The organism is uncultured Rhodococcus sp., assembly GCF_963525155.1.
GTDB classification, from domain to species: domain Bacteria; phylum Actinomycetota; class Actinomycetes; order Mycobacteriales; family Mycobacteriaceae; genus Rhodococcus_F; species Rhodococcus_F qingshengii.
The window spans coordinates 1-19,160 of record NZ_CAURKP010000103.1 but is presented as its reverse complement, the minus strand read 5'-3'; the positions used below and the strand labels follow the sequence as shown (position 1 = coordinate 19,160).

General features: G+C 63.1%; 22 protein-coding genes. 2 read left to right on the top strand and 20 right to left on the bottom strand.

Annotated elements, in window-relative coordinates; genetic code table 11:
• Window positions 1-49 precede the first annotated feature (49 nt).
• The 6 genes from RWT78_RS19205 to RWT78_RS19180 are packed head-to-tail and all read right to left on the bottom strand — an operon-like array spanning window position 50 to window position 5,936.
• A complete protein-coding gene (locus RWT78_RS19205) occupies window positions 50-1,195 on the bottom strand; it encodes a sulfotransferase (RefSeq protein ID WP_065352127.1) in 1,146 nt (381 codons plus the stop codon).
• A 22-nt stretch (window positions 1,196-1,217) separates the two neighbouring features.
• Complete coding sequence (locus RWT78_RS19200; RefSeq protein WP_064688324.1) at window positions 1,218-2,009, bottom strand: SDR family oxidoreductase; 792 nt, start codon at window positions 2,007-2,009, stop codon at window positions 1,218-1,220.
• Complete coding sequence (locus RWT78_RS19195; protein WP_314677351.1) at window positions 2,003-2,362, bottom strand: nuclear transport factor 2 family protein; 360 nt, start codon at window positions 2,360-2,362, stop codon at window positions 2,003-2,005. Before RWT78_RS19195 ends, RWT78_RS19200 begins: the two co-directional genes overlap by 7 nt.
• A gap of 24 nt (window positions 2,363-2,386) precedes the next feature.
• The gene (cysN, locus tag RWT78_RS19190) at window positions 2,387-4,288 is read right to left on the bottom strand and encodes a sulfate adenylyltransferase subunit CysN (protein ID WP_007735300.1); all 1,902 of its coding nucleotides are present in this window, start codon (window positions 4,286-4,288) and stop codon (window positions 2,387-2,389) included.
• Window positions 4,288-5,193, bottom strand: coding sequence for a sulfate adenylyltransferase subunit CysD (gene cysD / locus RWT78_RS19185; protein ID WP_019744365.1), 906 nt, complete (start codon window positions 5,191-5,193; stop codon window positions 4,288-4,290). The genes cysN and cysD overlap by 1 nt, the downstream gene beginning before the upstream one ends.
• On the bottom strand, window positions 5,190-5,936 hold the full coding sequence (locus tag RWT78_RS19180) for a 3'(2'),5'-bisphosphate nucleotidase CysQ (protein ID WP_003941936.1): 747 nt from the start codon (window positions 5,934-5,936) through the stop codon (window positions 5,190-5,192). Before RWT78_RS19180 ends, cysD begins: the two co-directional genes overlap by 4 nt.
• Before the next feature lie 254 nt (window positions 5,937-6,190).
• Between RWT78_RS19180 and RWT78_RS19175 the strand changes: the two genes are divergently transcribed.
• Window positions 6,191-6,802: a TetR/AcrR family transcriptional regulator gene (locus tag RWT78_RS19175; RefSeq protein ID WP_003942004.1), complete on the top strand. Its 612-nt coding sequence runs from the start codon at window positions 6,191-6,193 to the stop codon at window positions 6,800-6,802.
• 12 nt (window positions 6,803-6,814) lie between these two features.
• Here the strand turns inward: RWT78_RS19175 and RWT78_RS19170 are convergent, their stop codons facing one another.
• The 12 genes from RWT78_RS19170 to RWT78_RS19115 form a co-directional block, all read right to left on the bottom strand.
• Window positions 6,815-7,096 carry a metal-sensitive transcriptional regulator gene (locus tag RWT78_RS19170; RefSeq protein ID WP_003942012.1) on the bottom strand — a complete coding sequence of 94 codons (282 nt, stop codon included), beginning with the start codon at window positions 7,094-7,096 and terminating at the stop codon, window positions 6,815-6,817.
• 31 nt (window positions 7,097-7,127) lie between these two features.
• The gene (locus RWT78_RS19165; protein WP_007735305.1) at window positions 7,128-7,400 is read right to left on the bottom strand and encodes a hypothetical protein; all 273 of its coding nucleotides are present in this window, start codon (window positions 7,398-7,400) and stop codon (window positions 7,128-7,130) included.
• Window positions 7,393-7,908 carry a hypothetical protein gene (locus RWT78_RS19160; RefSeq protein WP_003941872.1) on the bottom strand — a complete coding sequence of 172 codons (516 nt, stop codon included), beginning with the start codon at window positions 7,906-7,908 and terminating at the stop codon, window positions 7,393-7,395. Before RWT78_RS19160 ends, RWT78_RS19165 begins: the two co-directional genes overlap by 8 nt.
• Window positions 7,901-8,338 carry a hypothetical protein gene (locus tag RWT78_RS19155; RefSeq protein WP_314677340.1) on the bottom strand — a complete coding sequence of 146 codons (438 nt, stop codon included), beginning with the start codon at window positions 8,336-8,338 and terminating at the stop codon, window positions 7,901-7,903. The genes RWT78_RS19160 and RWT78_RS19155 overlap by 8 nt, the downstream gene beginning before the upstream one ends.
• A 15-nt stretch (window positions 8,339-8,353) precedes the next feature.
• On the bottom strand, window positions 8,354-8,509 hold the full coding sequence (locus RWT78_RS19150) for a hypothetical protein (protein ID WP_003941930.1): 156 nt from the start codon (window positions 8,507-8,509) through the stop codon (window positions 8,354-8,356).
• 57 nt (window positions 8,510-8,566) lie between these two features.
• Entirely contained in the window at window positions 8,567-9,229 is a 663-nt protein-coding gene (locus RWT78_RS19145) for a hypothetical protein (RefSeq protein WP_314677335.1), read from the bottom strand.
• 49 nt (window positions 9,230-9,278) lie between these two features.
• Window positions 9,279-10,253 (bottom strand): porphobilinogen synthase, encoded by a 975-nt coding sequence (hemB, locus tag RWT78_RS19140; protein ID WP_007735309.1) that lies wholly within the window; start codon window positions 10,251-10,253, stop codon window positions 9,279-9,281.
• Between the two features lie 75 nt (window positions 10,254-10,328).
• Window positions 10,329-11,891 carry a bifunctional uroporphyrinogen-III C-methyltransferase/uroporphyrinogen-III synthase gene (locus RWT78_RS19135; protein WP_003941969.1) on the bottom strand — a complete coding sequence of 521 codons (1,563 nt, stop codon included), beginning with the start codon at window positions 11,889-11,891 and terminating at the stop codon, window positions 10,329-10,331.
• Window positions 11,892-11,951: 60 nt separating this feature from the next.
• The gene (hemC, locus tag RWT78_RS19130) at window positions 11,952-12,926 is read right to left on the bottom strand and encodes a hydroxymethylbilane synthase (protein ID WP_231783070.1); all 975 of its coding nucleotides are present in this window, start codon (window positions 12,924-12,926) and stop codon (window positions 11,952-11,954) included.
• Window positions 12,923-14,284, bottom strand: coding sequence for a glutamyl-tRNA reductase (locus RWT78_RS19125; protein WP_003941867.1), 1,362 nt, complete (start codon window positions 14,282-14,284; stop codon window positions 12,923-12,925). Before RWT78_RS19125 ends, hemC begins: the two co-directional genes overlap by 4 nt.
• Entirely contained in the window at window positions 14,281-15,168 is an 888-nt protein-coding gene (locus tag RWT78_RS19120) for a redox-sensing transcriptional repressor Rex (RefSeq protein ID WP_314677329.1), read from the bottom strand. The genes RWT78_RS19125 and RWT78_RS19120 overlap by 4 nt, the downstream gene beginning before the upstream one ends.
• A 140-nt stretch (window positions 15,169-15,308) precedes the next feature.
• Window positions 15,309-15,569, bottom strand: coding sequence for a glutaredoxin family protein (locus RWT78_RS19115; RefSeq protein WP_003941953.1), 261 nt, complete (start codon window positions 15,567-15,569; stop codon window positions 15,309-15,311).
• Between the two features lie 200 nt (window positions 15,570-15,769).
• Here RWT78_RS19115 and RWT78_RS19110 point away from each other — a divergent pair, with 200 nt between their 5' ends.
• Complete coding sequence (locus RWT78_RS19110; RefSeq protein WP_020968932.1) at window positions 15,770-16,765, top strand: HAD family phosphatase; 996 nt, start codon at window positions 15,770-15,772, stop codon at window positions 16,763-16,765.
• 39 nt (window positions 16,766-16,804) lie between these two features.
• Here RWT78_RS19110 and RWT78_RS19105 read toward each other — a convergent pair whose 3' ends face one another.
• A complete protein-coding gene (locus RWT78_RS19105; RefSeq protein WP_042923247.1) occupies window positions 16,805-17,842 on the bottom strand; it encodes a lysophospholipid acyltransferase family protein in 1,038 nt (345 codons plus the stop codon).
• A complete protein-coding gene (locus RWT78_RS19100) occupies window positions 17,839-18,972 on the bottom strand; it encodes an NAD-dependent epimerase/dehydratase family protein (protein WP_314677320.1) in 1,134 nt (377 codons plus the stop codon). Before RWT78_RS19100 ends, RWT78_RS19105 begins: the two co-directional genes overlap by 4 nt.
• Window positions 18,973-19,160 lie beyond the last annotated feature (188 nt).

Genomic DNA, 19,160 nt, shown 5'->3' with positions numbered 1-19,160 from the left:
CCTTTTTGGTAGTCGGCACTACCAAAAAGGCGCACAGGGCCGGAGGGCTTCAGGGTGTGGTGGAGAACTTCGCTTCGACGTCGGCAGCGCTCACGCCGAAATCCTCGAGCGAATAGCGATGCGACGGACGACGGTGCTCGGCAAGGCTGGCCTGATGCGACGCCTCCACCGCGGCGCGGGCGTCGTCTGTGAAGGGCAGGGCGAACTGTGCATAGATCTTCTCGACGGTGCCGACCGCATCGGCGATGAAGTCCTTGTAGTCGACGTCGATGAACTGATCGGGGTTGTAACGGCTACGGGCATTGTTGAAGTTCGCATTCCCTCGCGCCCACAACTCCAGTTGCGTGCGCCCGATGGCCGGACGATCGAAGGCCCTCGACATGTCGTGCCCGCCCTGCTCTACGAGGCTGAAGGTGGACGCCATCGATGTCAACGGGTCCCGGAAGGTCCGAACGAACAGTGCATCCGGATAGACCGACATGATCTCGTCGATCGCGAAGACATGGCTCGGGCTTTTGAGCACCCACCGTCTGTCCTGGTCGTGCAGCCCGATCAACTGCAGGTTCTTCTTGTGCCGCGCATATGTTTCGGTCCAGTCCTGCTCCGCCAGCCACCGGGTGTAACTCGGCACGTACGCCACCGTCTCGAACGCGGTCGAGAGCATCGTCTGCTGCAGCAGCCGCCAGCATTCCTCGACCTCCTCCGCCCCCATGAAATGCACCTTCATCAGGTCCGCTTCGTTGCGCTGGCGAGCACGGTAGAAGGCGTCGGAGCGAACGTAATCTTCGTTCTCCGACCACTTGTCGCGCTCGGGGCGCGGCTGCGGCGTCTCGGCGAGCCACATCTCGGCGCCCTGATGCGCCGGGTCGGCACCGAGCAAACGGTGCAGCGCGGTGCTGCCGGTGCGGGTCAACCCGACCACGAAGATCGGGCGTTCGATCGGAACATCGACGTGCTCTGGATATTTCGCGAATCCGGCCTCACTGGTCAGGCGACCCGCGAGCGCTCCGACGATCATCTTTCGAGCGATCACCTTGCCGTGAGGAGTGAGGTCGGCCTCGTTCTGGAACGACTCGAGGAGAACTCGAAGTCCTTCGAGATAGCTTTCGCTGCCGAAGTTTTCGTACCCGGCCGCCTCGCGCGCAGCCTGGTGCAGGTCATCGATGGAACCGATGCCGTCGTAATCCTGTGTCATGGCTAGTCCTTGTATGAGTTGATCAGTGGTGCGTGTGACCGCAGTTGACGTCGAGACATTGCCCTGTGATGGCCCTCGCTGAATCGGACAGGAGGAAGACGACAGCGTTTGCGATGTCATCTGGCTCCGGCAATCGGCGCAGATCGGCGCCCGCTGCGATCTCGTCGTAGATCATCTTGGGGTCGACTCCTGCCGCCGCCGCCTTCTTCTCGAACATGTTCTTGACCGAGTCCGCCCAGATATAGCCGGGAGCAACCGAATTGACTCGAACGCCCTTGGGACCGAGATCGATCGACAAACTGCGTGCCATTGCCAGGAGCCCGGATTTCATGATGCGGTAGGCCCCGAACCCGGGAAGCTGGTTGCGCAACACCATGGACGTGACCATCACGACGGACCCGTGCGACTCGATCAATGCCGGAGCAAATTCTCTGGTGACGTTCAACGCCGCGAGCAAGTTGATGTCGATGCCCGACTGGATGGACACCACGTCGGCGTCCAGGAGCGGGACCTGCGCGGGTTGAACAAATGCGTTGTTCACCAGGCAATGCACCGCACCGAACTCAGCGACAGTTGTCTCCGCCAACGAAGCGATCGAATCGACGTCGGTGAGGTTCGTCGGGACGGCCAACGCGATTCCGCCGCGGTCTCGAATCTCCCTTGCCACCGATTCCAAGCGCTCGGGTGTGCGGGCAGCCAGAACAACCTTCGCTCCGGCCGCCGCACTCTGCATCGCAATCGAACGACCCAGCGCCGGGCCCACTCCCGAGACGACGACAACCTTGCCTGCCAGCAGGCCCTGATGGGTCAGCACAGCGCCTGCGGATCGAGAACAACACTCAGGGAGATGATCTTGCCGTTCTCGTCGAACTCGAACACATCGGTGGCAGCGAAGTCAGGGATACCGGCGCGCTGCACCCGAAGCTGCATGGCTGCGTACATTCCCGTCACCGAAATCGGACCGAGCAGGCTGACTGTGAAATCGACCTGCGCGTTCGCGGTATCGAATTCGCGAATCTCGTCGATGCCGCGGTAGGTCCGGACCCCCAGCGGTTCGTGTTGAACTGCGTCGGGCGCAAACAGCGCAACCAGTCCGTCGACGTCGTGACTTCCGAGACACTTGACGTAATCTTCTACGGCAGAGACTATTTCAGCCCTGTCAGGCATGGATGCTCCTCGTGTTCAGGCGGATCAAGAAATGGTTCCGCGGGCGCGGAGATGGTCGACGATCGCGATCGCAGCGTCCTCGGTCGTCGTGACACTGGTGTCGATGTGAATGTCAGGGTTCTGCGGCGGTTCGTACGGCGAATCGATTCCGGTGAAGTTCACCAACTCGCCCCGTCGAGCCTTCTTGTACAGCCCCTTGGGATCTCGCTCCTCTGCGACGGCAAGAGCGGTGTCGACGAAGATTTCGACGAACTGTTCGTCGCCGATCAATTCGCGGGCGGCATGACGCTCGGCCTCGAACGGTGAAATGAAGGACGCGAGCACGATCAGACCGGCGTCCGCCATCAGTCGGGTGACCTCGGTGACGCGACGGATGTTCTCGACGCGGTCGGCTTCGGTGAATCCGAGGTCTCGATTCAGCCCGTGACGGACGTTGTCTCCGTCGAGGAGGTAGGTGTGCGCGCCGAGTGCGTGCAGTTGACGCTCGACATCGTTCGCGATGGTCGACTTTCCCGAACCGGAGAGACCGGTGAACCACAGAACTGCGGGTTGGTGTCCCTTGAGCCTGGTGTGCGCGGCCTCGTCGACGTCGACGGATTGCCAGTGAATGTTGTCCGATCGACGCAGCGAGTGCGTGATCATGCCCGCACCGACAGTGCCGTTGGTAAGGCGGTCGATGAGGATGAAGCTACCGGTGTCACGGTTGCCGACGTACGGGTCGAACGGGACCGGCCGATCGAAACTGAGGTTGCACACACCGATTTCGTTGAGCGCGAGAGTAGTCGTTGCGGTCTTCTCGAGAGTGTTGACGTTGATCTTGTGTTTCGGTTTGGTGATGCGCGCAGTGACTGTCACGGTACCGATCTGGCACAGGAACGGCCGTTCGGGCAGCATGGGAGCCTCACCCATCCAGACGATGCAGGCCTCGAACTGATCGGCTACGGCCGGCGGATTGTCGCCGATGGACAGCACATCACCGCGACTGATGTCGATCTCGTCGGCGAGCGTGATGGTGACCGAGCGACCCGCACCGGCAACGTCGAGGTCGCCACCCATGGTCACGATGCGCTCGACTGTGGACGTCTTTCCACTGGGGAGCACGCGGATGGGATCTCCGGGAGATACGGTGCCGGAAACGATCTGGCCGGAGAATCCGCGGAAGTCGAGGTCCGGCCGGTTGACCCACTGCACCGGCATCCGGAACGGAGCCGCGGCGGCAGCATCGTCGATGTCCACGCTTTCGAGATGCTCGATCAGGCTTGGTCCGGAGTACCACGGGGTATTCGCACTGCGCTCGGTGAGATTGTCACCCATGTATGCCGACATCGGGATGGCGACGAACCCGTCCAGACCGATCTCGTGAGCGAACTCTGCGTAATCCGCGGTAATGGCATCGAAGACCTCTTGCGAGTAGTCGACGAGGTCGAGCTTGTTCACGGCAAGCACCACGTGCTTGATCCCCAGCAACGACACCAGATACGAGTGCCGGCGGGTCTGAGTCAGTATCCCCTTGCGGGAATCGACAAGGATCACAGCAAGATCGGCGGTCGACGCGCCCGTCACCATGTTTCGGGTGTACTGCTCGTGCCCCGGAGTATCGGCGACGACGAACTTGCGTCGCTCGGTCGTGAAGTAGCGATAGGCGACGTCGATCGTGATGCCCTGCTCACGTTCCGCGGCGAGACCGTCGACCAGGAGCGCGAAATCGAGCCCCTCCCCCTGGGTTCCGCTCTTGCGCGAATCGGCTTCGAGCGCCGTCAACTGGTCGTCGAAGACGAGTTTCGATTCGTAGAGCAGACGGCCGATCAAGGTGCTCTTGCCGTCGTCGACGCTGCCGCACGTGATGAATCGCAGCATGCTCTTGTTTGCATGACGTTCGAGGTACGCCTCGATGTCGTCAGCGATCAGATCCGAGGAAACAGTCATCAGAAGTACCCCTCTTGCTTCTTCTTCTCCATCGACGCACTGGAGTCGTGGTCGATGACCCGTCCCTGGCGTTCGGAAGTGGTGGTGAGCAACATTTCCGAGATGATCTCGGTCAGGCTCGTTGCGGTCGATTCGACGGCTCCGGTCAGCGGGTAGCAGCCGAGGGTGCGGAAACGAACGCTCTTGAGTTCCGGGGTCTCTCCCGGCAGCAACGGCATCCGGTCGTCGTCGACCATGATCAGCGCACCGTCCCGCTCTACGACGGGCCGCTTGTCGGCAAAATACAGCGGAACGATCGGAATCTCTTCCTGGCGTATGTATTCCCACACATCCAGCTCGGTCCAGTTCGAGAGAGGGAAGACGCGCAGGCTCTCGCCCGGCGCTTTGCGGACGTTGTACATCCGCCACAGTTCCGGTCGCTGCTGCTTGGGATCCCAACGGTGCGCAGCTGATCGGATCGAGAAGATGCGTTCCTTGGCGCGGGATTTTTCTTCGTCACGTCGGGCGCCGCCGAATGCAGCGTCGAACTTGTAGTGATCGAGGGCTTGTTTGAGGCCTTCGGTCTTCCACATATCGGTATGGACAGCGCTGCCGTGAGTGAACGGGTTGATCCCCTGCTTCACGCAGTCCGGGTTGGTGTGGACGATCAGATCGAGATCGCCTGCAGCAGCGGTACTGTCACGAAGTTTGTACATTTCACGGAACTTCCACGTGGTATCGACGTGCAGAAGCGGAAACGGCAGCTTCGACGGATAGAAGGCCTTGCGCGCCAGATGCAGCATCACGGCGGAGTCCTTGCCCACCGAGTACAACATCACCGGGTTCTCGCTCTGGGCAACAGCTTCACGCATGATGTGAATGCTCTCGGCTTCGAGTCGTTCGAGGTGCGTCAGTGTCGCGGTCATCGGCCCAGTTCCTCCAGTGCTTTCGGGGCGAGTTCGGGTCGGCAGATCAGCAGATCCGGCAACCACGGGTTTTCCTGGTTGTAGCGCAGTTCGCTGCCATCGATACGCGAAACATGCAGTCCCGCAGCACGTGCGACAGCAACGGGCGCCGCCGAATCCCACTCGTACTGTCCGCCCGCATGTGCATAGATGTCTGCCTCACCCGAGACGACCGCCATTGCTTTGGCTCCGGCGGATCCCATTTCGATCAACTCCGCGCCCATCGAGTCGGCCATGCGCATGACCGGTTCCGGACGACGCGTCCGCGATACGACGACTCGAACCGGCGTCGCGGCATCCCGTTCGGTTCGATCATCGCTGCTCGAATAGGTGACGCCAAGGGCAGGCATTGCGACCGCACCTGTTGTGAGGACACCGTTTTCAGTCAGTGCAACATGAACGGCCCAGTCCGATCGTCCGGCCTCGCCGTACTCACGGGTGCCGTCGAGAGGGTCGACGATCCACACCCGATCCGCAGCCAGCCTCGCGAGGTCGTCAGCCCCTTCCTCCGACAGCACTGCATCCGCAGGAAAGCGTCGGGCAAGTTCGGCGACGATGAATTCGTGACTGAGCCGATCGGCCGCGTTCTTGAAAGTCGCGACATCACCGTCGTTTTCGCCGAGGGATTTCCGATGGTCGAGCAGAAGTTCTCCAGCCGCAGCGGCGATGTCGATCGCCGCGCGTTCATCGTTAGTGCGTGTCATAGGTACTCCACAACTGTGTAGACCTCCCGATCGATACGGGAAGAAAGGTCAGGCCGACCGCAGAGTGTCCAGCACTTTGCACTGGCCTCGATGTGGTCTGCGCCATACCGTAACACCAGAATGAACGATGTTCATTCTATTTCGAACAATGTTCATTCTATGATCTGAGTCACATCGAATTCTGGGCGGCGCTCGACAACGAACAGTGTTCGATGTGAATTGAGGATGCCGACCACCGCGACTACGGTGATCAAATGAGCAGTACCAGCAGCAAGTCGATCTACGGCGACGCCGAAGTGCGTCGACGCCGAACTCTCGACGCGGCGATCTCGCTTCTGGACGAAGGAGGCTACTCCGCGCTCACGATCCGCGCTGTCGCCAAACGAGCCGGCACCAGTACTGGCCTGATCTACCAGTACTTCGTCGACAAGCAGGACATCTTCGCCGCCCTCCTCAGCGAAAGTCAGCTGGAAATGGCGGACTTCGTGAACTCGCTCCCCCGCGAGCAGGGACTGAGCGCCTTACTCGAGTCCATGATTTCCGAGTTTGCTCGGCACTGGGCACGGGTGGGTCGACTCACCACCACTTGGCGCGACATCGAAGGCATGGCCGGGTCCGACCGAGAAAGCATGCGGGAACTTCACGCATCCGTAGCGGTCTACAACTCGGCATTGATTCGAGCGCTCACCGAATCTGCTGCAGCCGAAGGGAGCAGGTTGATCGACGACCCCGCGTTGATCCATCTCGTGCTCTCCGGACTCAAAGGCCTGTCGGACACCATCGTCATCAACATCGCCAAAGAAGTCACACCCGAGTACTTCGTGAGCTTCTCCGCCCGGGCGCTCGCGCGGTCCATCACGGAGTGACGGACCGACACCTTACGAACGAACGAGGCGAGCGATGGCCGCCTGAGCTTCCTTGATCTTGACGTCCGCTTCCGGACCACCCTGCTTGGCAGCTTCGACGACGCAACCCGCAAGGTGGGCGTCGAGAAGCTTCAGGGACACGGACTGCAACGCGCTCGTCGCGGCGGATACCTGGGTGAGCACGTCGATGCAGTACCGGTCGTCTGCGACCATGCGTGAAATTCCGGCTACCTGACCTTCGATACGACGAAGGCGCTTGAGCAGATCGTCCTGCTCGGGGCTGTAACTACTCATACCGCAACTATACCCCCTACCCGTATGAGGGCTACTGCGATGCGACGAAGCCCACCCGGACGCGGCGCACGACATCGATGGCCATCAGCCCCGCAACCAGAATCGACAACCCGGCGCCCGAGATCCAGAGACCGTCGTAGTGCGTGCTCTCGAACGGTGGAGCGCCCTCCAGTATCGGTCCGAAGTCGGACGTCGTCGTACCCGCTCGCCAGCACACGACCGCCAGAATCGTTGCGGCGACGATACCGAGTACTCCGATCCACGTCTTCACGTCGACACGCGGGGATGGCTGTGGCTCAGTCATCGGCAGACCCGTCCGGTTCCACACCAACCACAACGACCTGACTCAACGCCTCGCGAAGTGCCTGATCGTCCTTTGCCCACGCCCGCACCAATCCCCCGGTGGTCAAACGTAAGCCGATACCGTGCCGACGCCTGGGCACTCCGGACAGCTCACCGAGCGCGCGTGCCGTTTCCCACGGTTCCATTTCGTCCTCGTAGGCAGCGTCGTCGGACTCCGGGAACACCTCGGCGATCTCGGTGATCGGCACCTCTTCGGTTCCCTGACGCAACGTGGTCGCGGTCAGAAGTACGCTCGCGTGCCGCCGTGCTGCGATCACCTGCACGTAGACCAATCCGGTGAGGATCACGGCGAACATCGCCAGACCGAACCAATGCACCACCGGGCCGGTGAACAGTTCGATGACCAAGGCGATCAGGCAGAAGATCGGACCGAACGCGATGGCCCACCACCGAGAACCCGGTTCGTAGTACAGAACGTCCGGGCCGATTTCCGGCGCGCGATCAGCCACGGGCGAACCAACTTCGGGTGGTGTCGCGGTAGATCGCGATGCAGGCACAGATCAGCATGACGGGAACAACCAGCGCGAGCACGGTACTGATCCCGGCGACGACCAGCGCGATCTGCAGCACCGCGAACACTCCGGACACGATCACCAGGATCCGTCGGCACAGCGCCCTTCCGGCGCGAGTGGGACCGGCGAGGCCGCCGATCGCGAGGCCGGTCAACAGCAGAACCAGCCCTGACACCCGCACGAAGGTGACGTAGATGTCGATGTTTCCGGCCGAAACGCCTTGATCGGTGAACTGCTCACGCAACGAATACGAAGCGCTGGTGACATTGATCAGGCCGAAGAGTATGAGCAGGAACGCGCTGGCGATCCACAGCCAGAATGCTGCCTCGACAGCCGTCGGGCGCCTGACCTTCGTAGAGATACTCACGGGTTCAAGTGTGCGCTATCCGCTGACGATGCCCGGAATCATGAGCATCAGGAGTGTCACCAGAACAGAGGCTCCGAGGATCGCGAACAAGATCACTTCGGTGCGTGAACCACGTTGGCGCAGTGGCGCGTCGTGGGTGCTTTCCGTACGCAGGGCTTCCTGAGAACTCATCGCGTCCGACCTCTCCCCTACTACTTCAGTGACCCGTTTCACAGTACCCCGAGCTACCTACCGGTTCCCCGCCGGGGGGAAACGAAGAAAGTACGGATTGGACTCTTTTCGGTGCATCATCACGATCGCCCCGACAGCAGCAACTGCCTGCAGGATTTCCGCTCCGCCGAACAGCAGAGTGGCCGCGCCGCCGTCTCCGCCGAGCCCGAAGATCACCGGGATCGCGGAGACCAGCATGAAGACGCCACAGAACGTCAGCAACATTCGAGCCCAGTTCTTGCCGCGACTCATCGCGCGCACGAACAGAAGGAACACGGCGGTGACGATCACGACCAAAACCGCAGAGAATACGATGACCAGTGGGAACATGCCCTCCATGTCGGAACGCGTCAGACCGGCGTCGACAGCTGCCTGATTTCTGAGCATCTCGTCGACGAACATCGACTTCTGCCCGAGCAGCATCCAGATCATCGCGCCGCCCTGGACCAACCCCAGCGCCGTCACAGCCCACCACAACTGAATCGCAGTCACGACGTCCGTCGGCGGCTCGGGTTTCGGCGCAGGTCCCGGGTATCCGTTGTAACCGGGGCCGTATCCCGGGATCTGACCCGTCGGCATCGGTCCGAGTTCGCGGTACGGCTGATTCTCGAACGGCTGGTTCTCGTAGGGAGGTTCCCGGCGGGGCGGTTCCTGGCGCGACGGCGGCCACTGCTCGGTCATGACACCAGCGTATCGGTCGATACCGGCGCAGCCACCATGCGTGACTCCGTCACAGCCATCCGGCAACTTCCGACGCCCAGTACGTGAGGACCACGTCGGCACCGGCGCGGCGAATGCTGATGAGCGATTCGAGAATCGCCGCGTCCCGATCGATCCACCCGTTCTGCGCGGCCGCAGTGATCATCGAGTACTCCCCCGAGATCTGGTACGCAGCGACCGGAACCGGGGACCGGTCGGCGGTCTCACGCAGAATGTCCAGGTAGGACATTGCAGGCTTGACCATCACCATGTCGGCGCCCTCGGCGACGTCGAGGTCTACCTCGCGCATCGACTCGCGGCGATTGGCGCCGTCCTGCTGATACGTACGACGGTCGCCTTGCAGTGAGGATCCGACGGCTTCACGGAACGGCCCGTAGAACGCTGACGCATATTTCGCGGCATAGGCGAGCTGGCCGACATCGACATACCCCGAAGCATCGAGTGCACCACGGATCGCAGCCACCTGACCGTCCATCATGCCGCTGGGTCCGAGCAGGTGCGCACCCGATTCAGCTTGCGCGAGAGCCATTTCGACGTATCGGATCAAGGTCGCGTCGTTGTCGACAGCGCCGCCGGCAGTCAACACGCCGCAGTGGCCGTGATCGGTGAACTCGTCGAGGCAGGTATCTGCCATGATGACCGTCGAATCGCCGAGTTCGTCTGCCAGAGCGCGCAATCCGACGTTGAGGATGCCGTCGGGATCGGAGGCACCGGACCCCTGGGGATCCTTGTCCTCCGCCTTCGGGACACCGAACAGCATCAGGCCACCGACGCCGGCTTCCACCGCTTCCACCGCTGCGGACCGCAGCGAATCGAGGGTGTGCTGGAAAACGCCTGGCATGGAACTGATCTCACGCGGTGCGTCGATGCCGTCGGCGACGAACATCGGCAAAACGAGGTGCCGGGGTTCGAGCGAGGTCTCTGCCACGAGTCGCCGGAGCGCAGGAGTGCGCCGGAGCCGGCGAGGGCGATGAGTAGGAAACACGAGAAGTAGCCCTCCTTCGTCGGAACCTGTGAGCGGTTGAGGAGTCCACAGACTCCTCAACCCCTCACGGGTGCGCTAGCGCCTTCGAGACTTCTTGCGCGGGGGCGGCAAAGCACCTTCGGCGCGCAGACGAGCAGCATGCTCGGCGAGAGCCTCCACCAGCGGTCCCACCTGCGAGGTCTCGGGCTGCACGTCGACGCGCAGACCGAACTCGATAGCGGTTTCGGCCGTCTTCGGGCCGATGCACGCGACCAACGTGCGGGCGTGCGGCTTGCCGGCGATGCCGACGAGGTTGCGCACGGTCGAGGACGAGGTGAAGCAGACGGCGTCGAATCCACCGGTCTTGATCATCTCGCGGGTCTCGGCCGGCGGCGGCGCTGCCCGGACGGTGCGGTAGGCGGTGACGTCGTCGATCTCCCAACCGCGTTCGCGCAGGCCCTCTGCGAGGGTTTCGGTCGCAATGTCCGCCCGCGGCAACAGAACCCGGTTGACCGGATCGAAAACGTCGTCGTACGGGGCGAATTCGGCCAACAGGCCTTCGCTGGACTGCTCACCGGTCGGGATCAGCTCGGGGTTGATGCCGAACGAGCGCACCTTGGCTGCGGTTGCTTCACCGATGCAGGCGATCTTCACACCGGAGAAGGCGCGAGCGTCGAGGCCGAACTCTTCGAACTTCTCCCACACTGCGCGAACAGCATTGGTGGAAGTGAAGACGACCCACTGGTAGCGACCGTCGACGAGTCCCTTGACCGAACGCTCCATCTGAGCCGGGCTGCGAGGCGGCTCGACGGCGATGGTCGGAACCTCGATCGGGATCGCTCCGTGAGTGACCAGACGGTCGCTCATCTCGCCGGCCTGATCCTTGGTGCGCGGCACGAGGACGGTCCAGCCGTACAGAGCGCGCGATTCCCACCACGACATCTTGTTGCGCTGCGCGACAACCTTGCCGACGGTGACGATGAGCGAGCCCACCAGTTCGGATCCGGCTTCGTTGAGCGTCGCGAGAGTTGCCTCGACGGTTCGCTGCTGACGAGTGGTACCGCGGACGGTGATCGCAGCAGGCGTCTGCGGGGCCAAGCCGTTCTCGACCAGCGCGCTGGCGGTCTCGGCGAGATGTCCGGACGTCGCGTGCAGGACAAGCGGTCCCGGTGCAGCGGCCAGAGCAGCCCAGTCGACTTCACCGCGAACGTCGGCCTCGGTGTGACCCGAGCCGAGCGCCATGCCGGCGTAGCTCGGCACAGCCGATCCCGAAGGCAGACCCGGGAGAACCTCGAACTGAACCTGCGTACGGGCGACTGCGGTGACCTCTGCGATCACGGAATCCGTGGTCAGCGGGTCGCCGGAGACCAGACGCACGACGTCGTGACCGTTCTTGGCCTCGTGCACCAATGTCTTTGCAACCTCGGCAGGCTCGCCGAGTGCCGGACGCACGTCCGCGATCAGCTCGCCGGTCTCCTCGTCGCGGCCCATGTCGATGCCGACGAGTGCGACGACGCCCTTGTCGACATCCGGATCGGTGAATGCCATTGCGGCGCCGGTGAGGACGTCACGTGCGCGAACGGTGAGCAGGGCGGGGTCGCCCGGTCCCGATCCCACGAACAGGATCCGTCCGGGAGTGTTCTTTCGGACTCGGGTCATCGGTGATTCTCCAGTGCGCTGTATCGAAATGGGAACTTGGTGCAAGTGCAAAGTGCGGCGTCAAACATCGGCTGCCTCGCCTGTAGTCACGTTCATCAACTCGCGGGCGCCGAGTTCGAGTAACTCGCGCGCTACCGCTCGGCCGAGTTCCTCGGCCTTGTCCGGCGCACCCACGGCGCCGGTACGGATGACGTCCGAACCGTCGATGGCGGCTGCGCAGCCGCGTACCGACAGTTCGTCGAAGATTCTGCCGTCGTCGTCGAGGGATTCGACGATCTCCGCGATCGCTCCCACCGGAGCGGTGCAGCCGGCTTCCAACTCGGCGAGCAGGGCGCGCTCGGCAGTAACTGCCGCCCGGGTACCCGCGTCGTCGTGCTCGGCGAGGATCGCCGCCAATTCCGCATTGGCAGAAAGGCATTCGACGGCCAGAGCACCCTGCGCCGGAGCGGGGAGCATCTGCACGGGCTCGATATTCTCGGTGATGAGATCGAGCAGCCCGATACGGGACAGGCCGGCGCGAGCGAGGATCACGGCGTCGAGTTCACCGGATTCGACCTTGCCGAGACGGCGCTGCAGGTTGCCCCGCAACGGCACGATGTCGAGGCCGAGACCGAGTGCCTTCAGCTGCGAAACACGGCGCGGCGCCGAGGTTCCCACCTTGGAACCGGCCGGAAGCTCCCCGAGGACCAGACCGTCACGGGCGACGAGCGCGTCACGCGGATCTTCGCGTGGGGGAATCGCCGCGATGACGAAACGCGGGTCCTGCGCGGTCGGTAAGTCCTTGTAGGAATGCACCGCAACGTCGACGCGGTTGTCCACCAAGGCTTCTCGAAGCTCTGCCGTGAACACTCCGACGCCGATCTTCTGGACTGGATCGGTGGACTGGTCGCCTTTGGTCTTGATGATGACCAACTCGGCGGGATGTCCGGCTGCAATGAGGGCATCGCGCACGGTACCGGCCTGCGTGGTCGCGAGAAGACTTCCGCGAGTGCCGATCCGCAGCGGGCTCCCCGATCGAGGGGTGGTGACGCTCATGCCTGCAGGTCCCTTCCAGTGCGGTCGCCGTCCACCAGATCGGTGGGTGTGGCCACGGCCGCGGGAGATCCGGGGCTGAGTTCGAAGAGTTCGCGCAGCGCTGCTGCGTAGGAGTCGCCGCCGGGGGCCGACGCGAGTTGCTTGACGCGCACGGTCGGGGCGTGGAGCAGCTTGTCCACGACGCGTCGCACGGTGCGTGCAACCTCGTCGCGCTGCGGATCGTCCAGGCCGGGCAGACGCGAATCGAGTCGCATCAGTTCGGCTTCGACGACGTCGGCGGCGCGCTGACGCAAAGCCGTCACGGTCGGAGTGACCTCCGCGAGGCGCTGTCCGGCAAGGTAGGTCGCAAGCTCGCCGGCGACGATGGTGCGTGCGGCATCTGCGTCAGAGGCGGCGGCGCCTGCCGCTGGATCACGCTGCAGCGTCTCCATGTCGAGAACGGTCACACCCGGCAGGCCGGCGACGGCGGGATCGATGTCGCGCGGCAGCCCGAGGTCGCAGATGACGAGGTGCTTGGTGTTGTCGCGATCGGGCTCGGCGAGTGCGCGGTGCACATCCGCCAGGGTGACCACTGCCCCGACCGCGCCGGTACAGGTCACCATGACATCTGCCTGCGCCATCGCGGCCGAAAGCTGATCGAAGGCAACACCGTCGGCGTCGACGCCGTTGGAGCGTGCCGTCTCTGCCAGGTGCTCGGCGCGTTCCTGTGTCCGGTTGACGACGACGATGCGTGCGATTCCGGCGCGGGTGAGATGCGCAACCGACAGACCGCCCATCGAGCCTGCACCGACAACCACGGCAGTGCGGCCGACCAGGCCACCCTCACCGATGATGCCCGCTGCACGATCGAGAGCCACGGACACGACTGATGCTCCGGCGGAGTCGATTCCGGTTTCGGAATGCACTCGCTTGCCGACGCGCAGTGCCTGCTGAGCCAGTTCGTGGACTACGCGTCCGGCGGCCTGCTGCGCATCCGAAGATGCGTAGGCCGAACGGATCTGGCCGAGGATCTGCTGTTCGCCGATCACCATGGAATCGAGGCCGCTGGCCACCGCGAAGAGGTGCTCGACGGCTGCTTCGCTGTAGCGGACGTACGCGTGAGCGTGCAGCGCTGTCAGGTCGAGACCCGAATGGTCGGCCAGGATTTCACCGACCTCGGTGAGTGCACCGTGGAACGCGTCCACCACCGCGTAGACCTCCACCCGGTTACAGGTGGAGACGATCATCGCTTCGGAGATGTGCGAAGACGCCAGAAGCTTGTCGATCAGCTTCGGACGATCGGTGTCGGTGACAGCTACTCGCTCGAGCACCGGGACGGGCGCGGTTCGATGCGAGACCCCGACAAGCAGAACACTCACGGCGCGATCACTGATCCGTTTCTTGTCGAACCTGCTCCGACCGGAGCGGGTGAACTGGTGGATGGGACTGACGAAGCGGATGCGGCGTGAGCCACCCGTACTCGCGGCGCGCTGGATGCCTGATCGGCATTGCGCGCACTGTTGAAGGAGAGAACCTGCATCTCGACGGCTAGATCTACGCGTCGCAGTTCCACGTGATCGGGAACGTCGAGGGCGATCGGCGAAAAACTCATGATGCAGCGCAGCCCGGCGCTGACGAACTGGTCGCACACGCCCTGAGCTGCCTCGTCCGGTGTGGAGATGACGCCGATGGTCGCATTCAGTTCACGGCAGGCGACGGTCAGTTCCTCGGTGCTGCGCACGACGAGATCCCCGACTCTGCTTCCGATTCGATCTGCATCACTGTCGAAGAGTCCGACCATCTCGAAACCGCGGCGGCTGAATCCGCCGTAGCCGACCAGCGCCTTGCCGAGGTTTCCGACTCCGACGAGAACGACCTTGTGCCCACGATCGAGTCCGAGTGCACGCTCGATGCGGATGCGGAGCCTGTTGACGTCGTACCCGACGCCGCGGACACCGTTGGGTCCGAGGAACGACAGATCCTTACGCAACTTCGCTGATCCGACACCTGACGCCTGCGCGAGTTCCTCGCTCGAGACGATGGAGGTACCCCGGTCGGACATCACTCCGAGGACCCGCAGGTATGCGGCCAAGCGCGTCACCGTAGCCTGGGGGATGACGCGATCCTGAGCGATCGGGTCGCTAACCGAGGCGCTGGCAGCGTCGGTGACGGAAGAGCCCGCAGCGCCGGTGACGCGCTGAGCCACAGGCTCATGCGTCTGGTGCGGTTCGGTCACGTCGCTGGCTCCTCGTCCGGTCGACACGACTGTCGACCTCCACGATGCTCCGGGGGAATGTTCACACCACGGTAACCGCTTGTGAACCCATGCACAAAGTTGCTCGAGACGGGTTCGATGTGCCGTTCACCTGCAAAGCGGCTCCGCGGACAACTTTGAGGGTTGCCTTACTTGCGTAAATCGTCACGAAGGCGCTCCTCGTCGACTTCCCAGTAACCGTGCTCGCGTCCGTCGAGAAGAATGACGGGCAATCTGTCTCCGTACTCCGCTCTCAGCTCTGGATCCGTCGCGGCAGCTTCGTCCACGTCGATGCACGTCAATTCCAGCTCGAACTCGGAACAGACCCGTCGCAGGACCTCCGCCGCGCCGACGCAGGACGCGCATCCTGCGCGTGTCAACAGGGTCACTTCATGCGTAGCTGCAGTCATCGACGCATACCTTTCTTCTACGGGGACGCCATCTACTTGATCGGTCGAGTGTGCCTCCGGAGCCCCACTCGGTACCAAATCGGCGGAGAGGAACGTCACACACCACAGGGAAGGTCACCATCCAACCCATCGGGCCTCATCGCGGAGGATAGGCTGACTCGAAGAGTTCTCTGCTCGAGAATGCAACACGGGAGGTGCGGGTGCCTGCGCGATCACTACCGAACGGCTCCGGATTCGGATCAGGGCTTGCCGGGGTCATTCTCCCCGGACGTCGCCACGTGAAGAATCCGCTGGGCCCGAGTGAGTCGGAAGTTCGAGCCAATCTCGCCGGCGAGGCGAGCGCTGACGCAGCTCTGGCATTGCACGAAGCTGCCAACCCCACAGAACCGGAAACCGGCGAAGAGCCCCCGGCCGTTCCGCGCGACCTCACGGCCGCCGCATTCTTCGACGTCGACAACACCATGGTGCAGGGTGCGTCGATCATCCACTTCGCCCGTGGTCTCGCTGCACGAAAGTATCTCAAGACCTCGGATCTGGTGGATTTCGCGTGGAAGCAGATCAAGTTCCGAGTCACCGGCCGAGAAAGTAGCGACGACGTCGCCGAAGGCCGCGAGAAAGCACTGTCCTTCGTGGCCGGTCGATCCACCGCCGAACTCGCCCGCCTCGGCGAGGAGATCTACGACGAGGTCATCGCCGACAAGATATGGCCAGGCACGAGGGCGTTGGCCCAGATGCACCTCGACGCCGGACAACAGGTGTGGTTGGTGACGGCAACTCCGGTCGAACTGGCTCAGGTCATCGCCGAGAAACTGGGATTGACCGGCGCCTTGGGCACTGTCGCCGAGAGTGAGGACGGCGTCTTCACCGGCCGACTCGTCGGCGACATCCTGCACGGCATGGGCAAGGCGCACGCCGTACGGACGTTGGCGGTGCGTGAAGGACTCAATCTCAAGCGCTGTTCCGCCTACTCTGACAGCCACAACGACGTTCCGATGCTCTCGTTGGTGGGGACACCGGTGGCGATCAATCCCGACGCAGATCTTCGTGAACTCGCGAAGAACCGCGGGTGGGAAGTTCGCGATTTCCGCACCGGACGAAAGGCCGCCAAGATCGGCGTACCGACGGCGCTGGTGCTCGGAGCGGTCGGCGGGGCGCTCGCGGCAATTCTCGCCAGGCGCAAAGAACAGAACGCCTGAGCGGGTTCGGTCCGGATCGAGCAGCGATCCGGACCGAACTCAGCCGAGAAAGACGTTGCGACGCTTGGCCAACAGTCGATACAGCGTCTGCTGAATCGTTTCTCGGACGTGGTCCGTGACCTCGAACAGGACCATCGGATCGTCGGCGGCACCGCTCTCGAAGGTATCGGTGACGATGGGCTTTCCGAACTCGATGTACCACTTCGACGGCAACGGAACCAGGCCGAGCGGCCCGAAGTGCGGAAACAGCGGTGTCACCGGGAAATACGGAAGACCGAGAACGCGTGCGAGTGTGGTGAGATCACCGATTTTGGGATAGATCTCCTCCGAACCCACGATCGAGCACGGAATGATCGGAACACCGGTTCGCATTGCGGCCGACACGAAGCCACCGCGCCCGAACCGCTGCAACTTGTACCGCTCACTGAACGGTTTCCCGATGCCCTTGAATCCCTCCGGGAACACGGCCGCGACTTCACCGTCGTTGAGCAGACGCTCGGCGTCGGGGTTGCAGGCCAACGTATGACCGGCTTTGCGCGCCAGTCCACCCACCACCGGCATCTCGAATGCCATGTCCGCAGCCAACATTCGCAGTGGACGATGCGCTGGATGGTGATCGTGCACGGCAACCGACGTCATCAGTCCGTCGATCGGGATCACACCGGCGTGGTTGGCGACCACAAGCGCTCCCCCGGTGAGGGGAATGTTCTCGATCCCACTGACCTCGACGCGAAACCACTTCTCGAACAACGGGCGCAACATCGGCATGACGACGTTGTCCGCGAAATGCGGGTCGAACCCGAACTCGTCGACCTCGTAGTCGCCGGACACCCGACGTCGGAAGAATTCTGCTGCCGAGGCGATCTGGTCGACGATCGCCGACCTGGCCGAATCGACGAACGTGCTCTCACCGCCGTGGTCGGCCGCCGAGGACACTCCGGACGGATGCCGGCGCTCACTTTGTTCACGGATGTCACGCTCTGCACCGGTGACGGACTCACGCGAACGGGAAGTTGCCGACTTTCCGGTGTGAGTTGCGCTGGGCCGCAGGGGAATTACCTTCGCCACGTCAGTCACCCCTTCACCGCACTTCGTCCCGACAGCGGCATGTGCATCACATCTGCACTTGTTGCCGCCGCGGCGGCGTCACCGCCGAGAATGGTGGTCAACGCATTCTCCGCCCGATCGATCCACTCGGACTTGATGATCCGGCGCGTCTGCATCGCACGCATGAAATCGTCGAGTGCTTGCATGGTGGTCCATCGCGGCTCGAACCCCAACTCGCTGCGCATGCGAATGGTGTCGAGTCCGCAGCCGAACCGGAAGTACTCGAGTTGCTCGTCGGTGTACAGCCTCATGGACGACCCCACCAACGCGCTCCCGACGCTGCGGAACAGAGCGAGCGGCATGGGAACTTCCACCCTGCCTGCCCGGCGGATCGCCTGCGACATCATGACCACTCCGTCGCCGGCGATGTTGTACGTACCCGAAGCGTGTCCGATGGTCGCCTTCTCCAGCGCCGCGAGGGCATCCTCGACGTGGAGCAATTGCAGGCGCGCGTTGCGCCCGACGATGGTGGGCACGAGTGGGGCGGTGACGTAGTGCCCGACGGTTGCAGTCAGCTGAGGTCCGATCAACGGCGCCAACCGCAGAATCCCGACCGAGATGTCCGGGCGCCGACGCCCCATTCCGCGGAGGTATCCCTCGATCTCGAGGCTGTCGCGGGCATATCCGCCCGGCGGCCGGCGGCGCGCACTCATTTCTTCGGTGAACTGAGCGGGATCCTTGGCACTGCACCCGTAGACGACCGAAGCCGAGCGCAGGACCACCTTGCGAACCGTCGGAGCTTTCTGACAGACCGCGAACAGTTGCATGGCGCCGATGACGTTCATGTCCTTCATCGCGGCGCGGCTGCCGGCTTTGGGGGCTTTCTGAAGCGTCGACGCGTGCACGACGGTGTCGACCTCGGCGTTTCGGATCACTTTGCCGATCAGCGGATTGCGGATGTCTGCTCGCACGAATTCCGCGCGGCCCATTCTGCGCATCATGTCCTTGCTCGGACTGACGGCGTCGACGGCGATGACACGCTCGATCGACGGATTCTGCGCAAGCCTGGTCACCAGGTAGCCGCCGAGAAATCTGCTCGCCCCGGTCACCAGTACGACGCGAGGCGTCGTGCCCCCTGAAGTGTTGTCACCTTCAACCACCAAGTACCCCCATATCCAGTAGAAACGCGCTCTGCCGAAGCGTCCCTCCCGCGATTTTCCCCCACTTTACGGGCAGAGGGGGTCCCGCGCTGACTACCCAAATTTCGGCCATTCAAGACAAACCGCCCAGCCAATGAGACGTGGCACACATCGCTTCCCCCCGAATATGCTGATGCCCGCCACCCCGG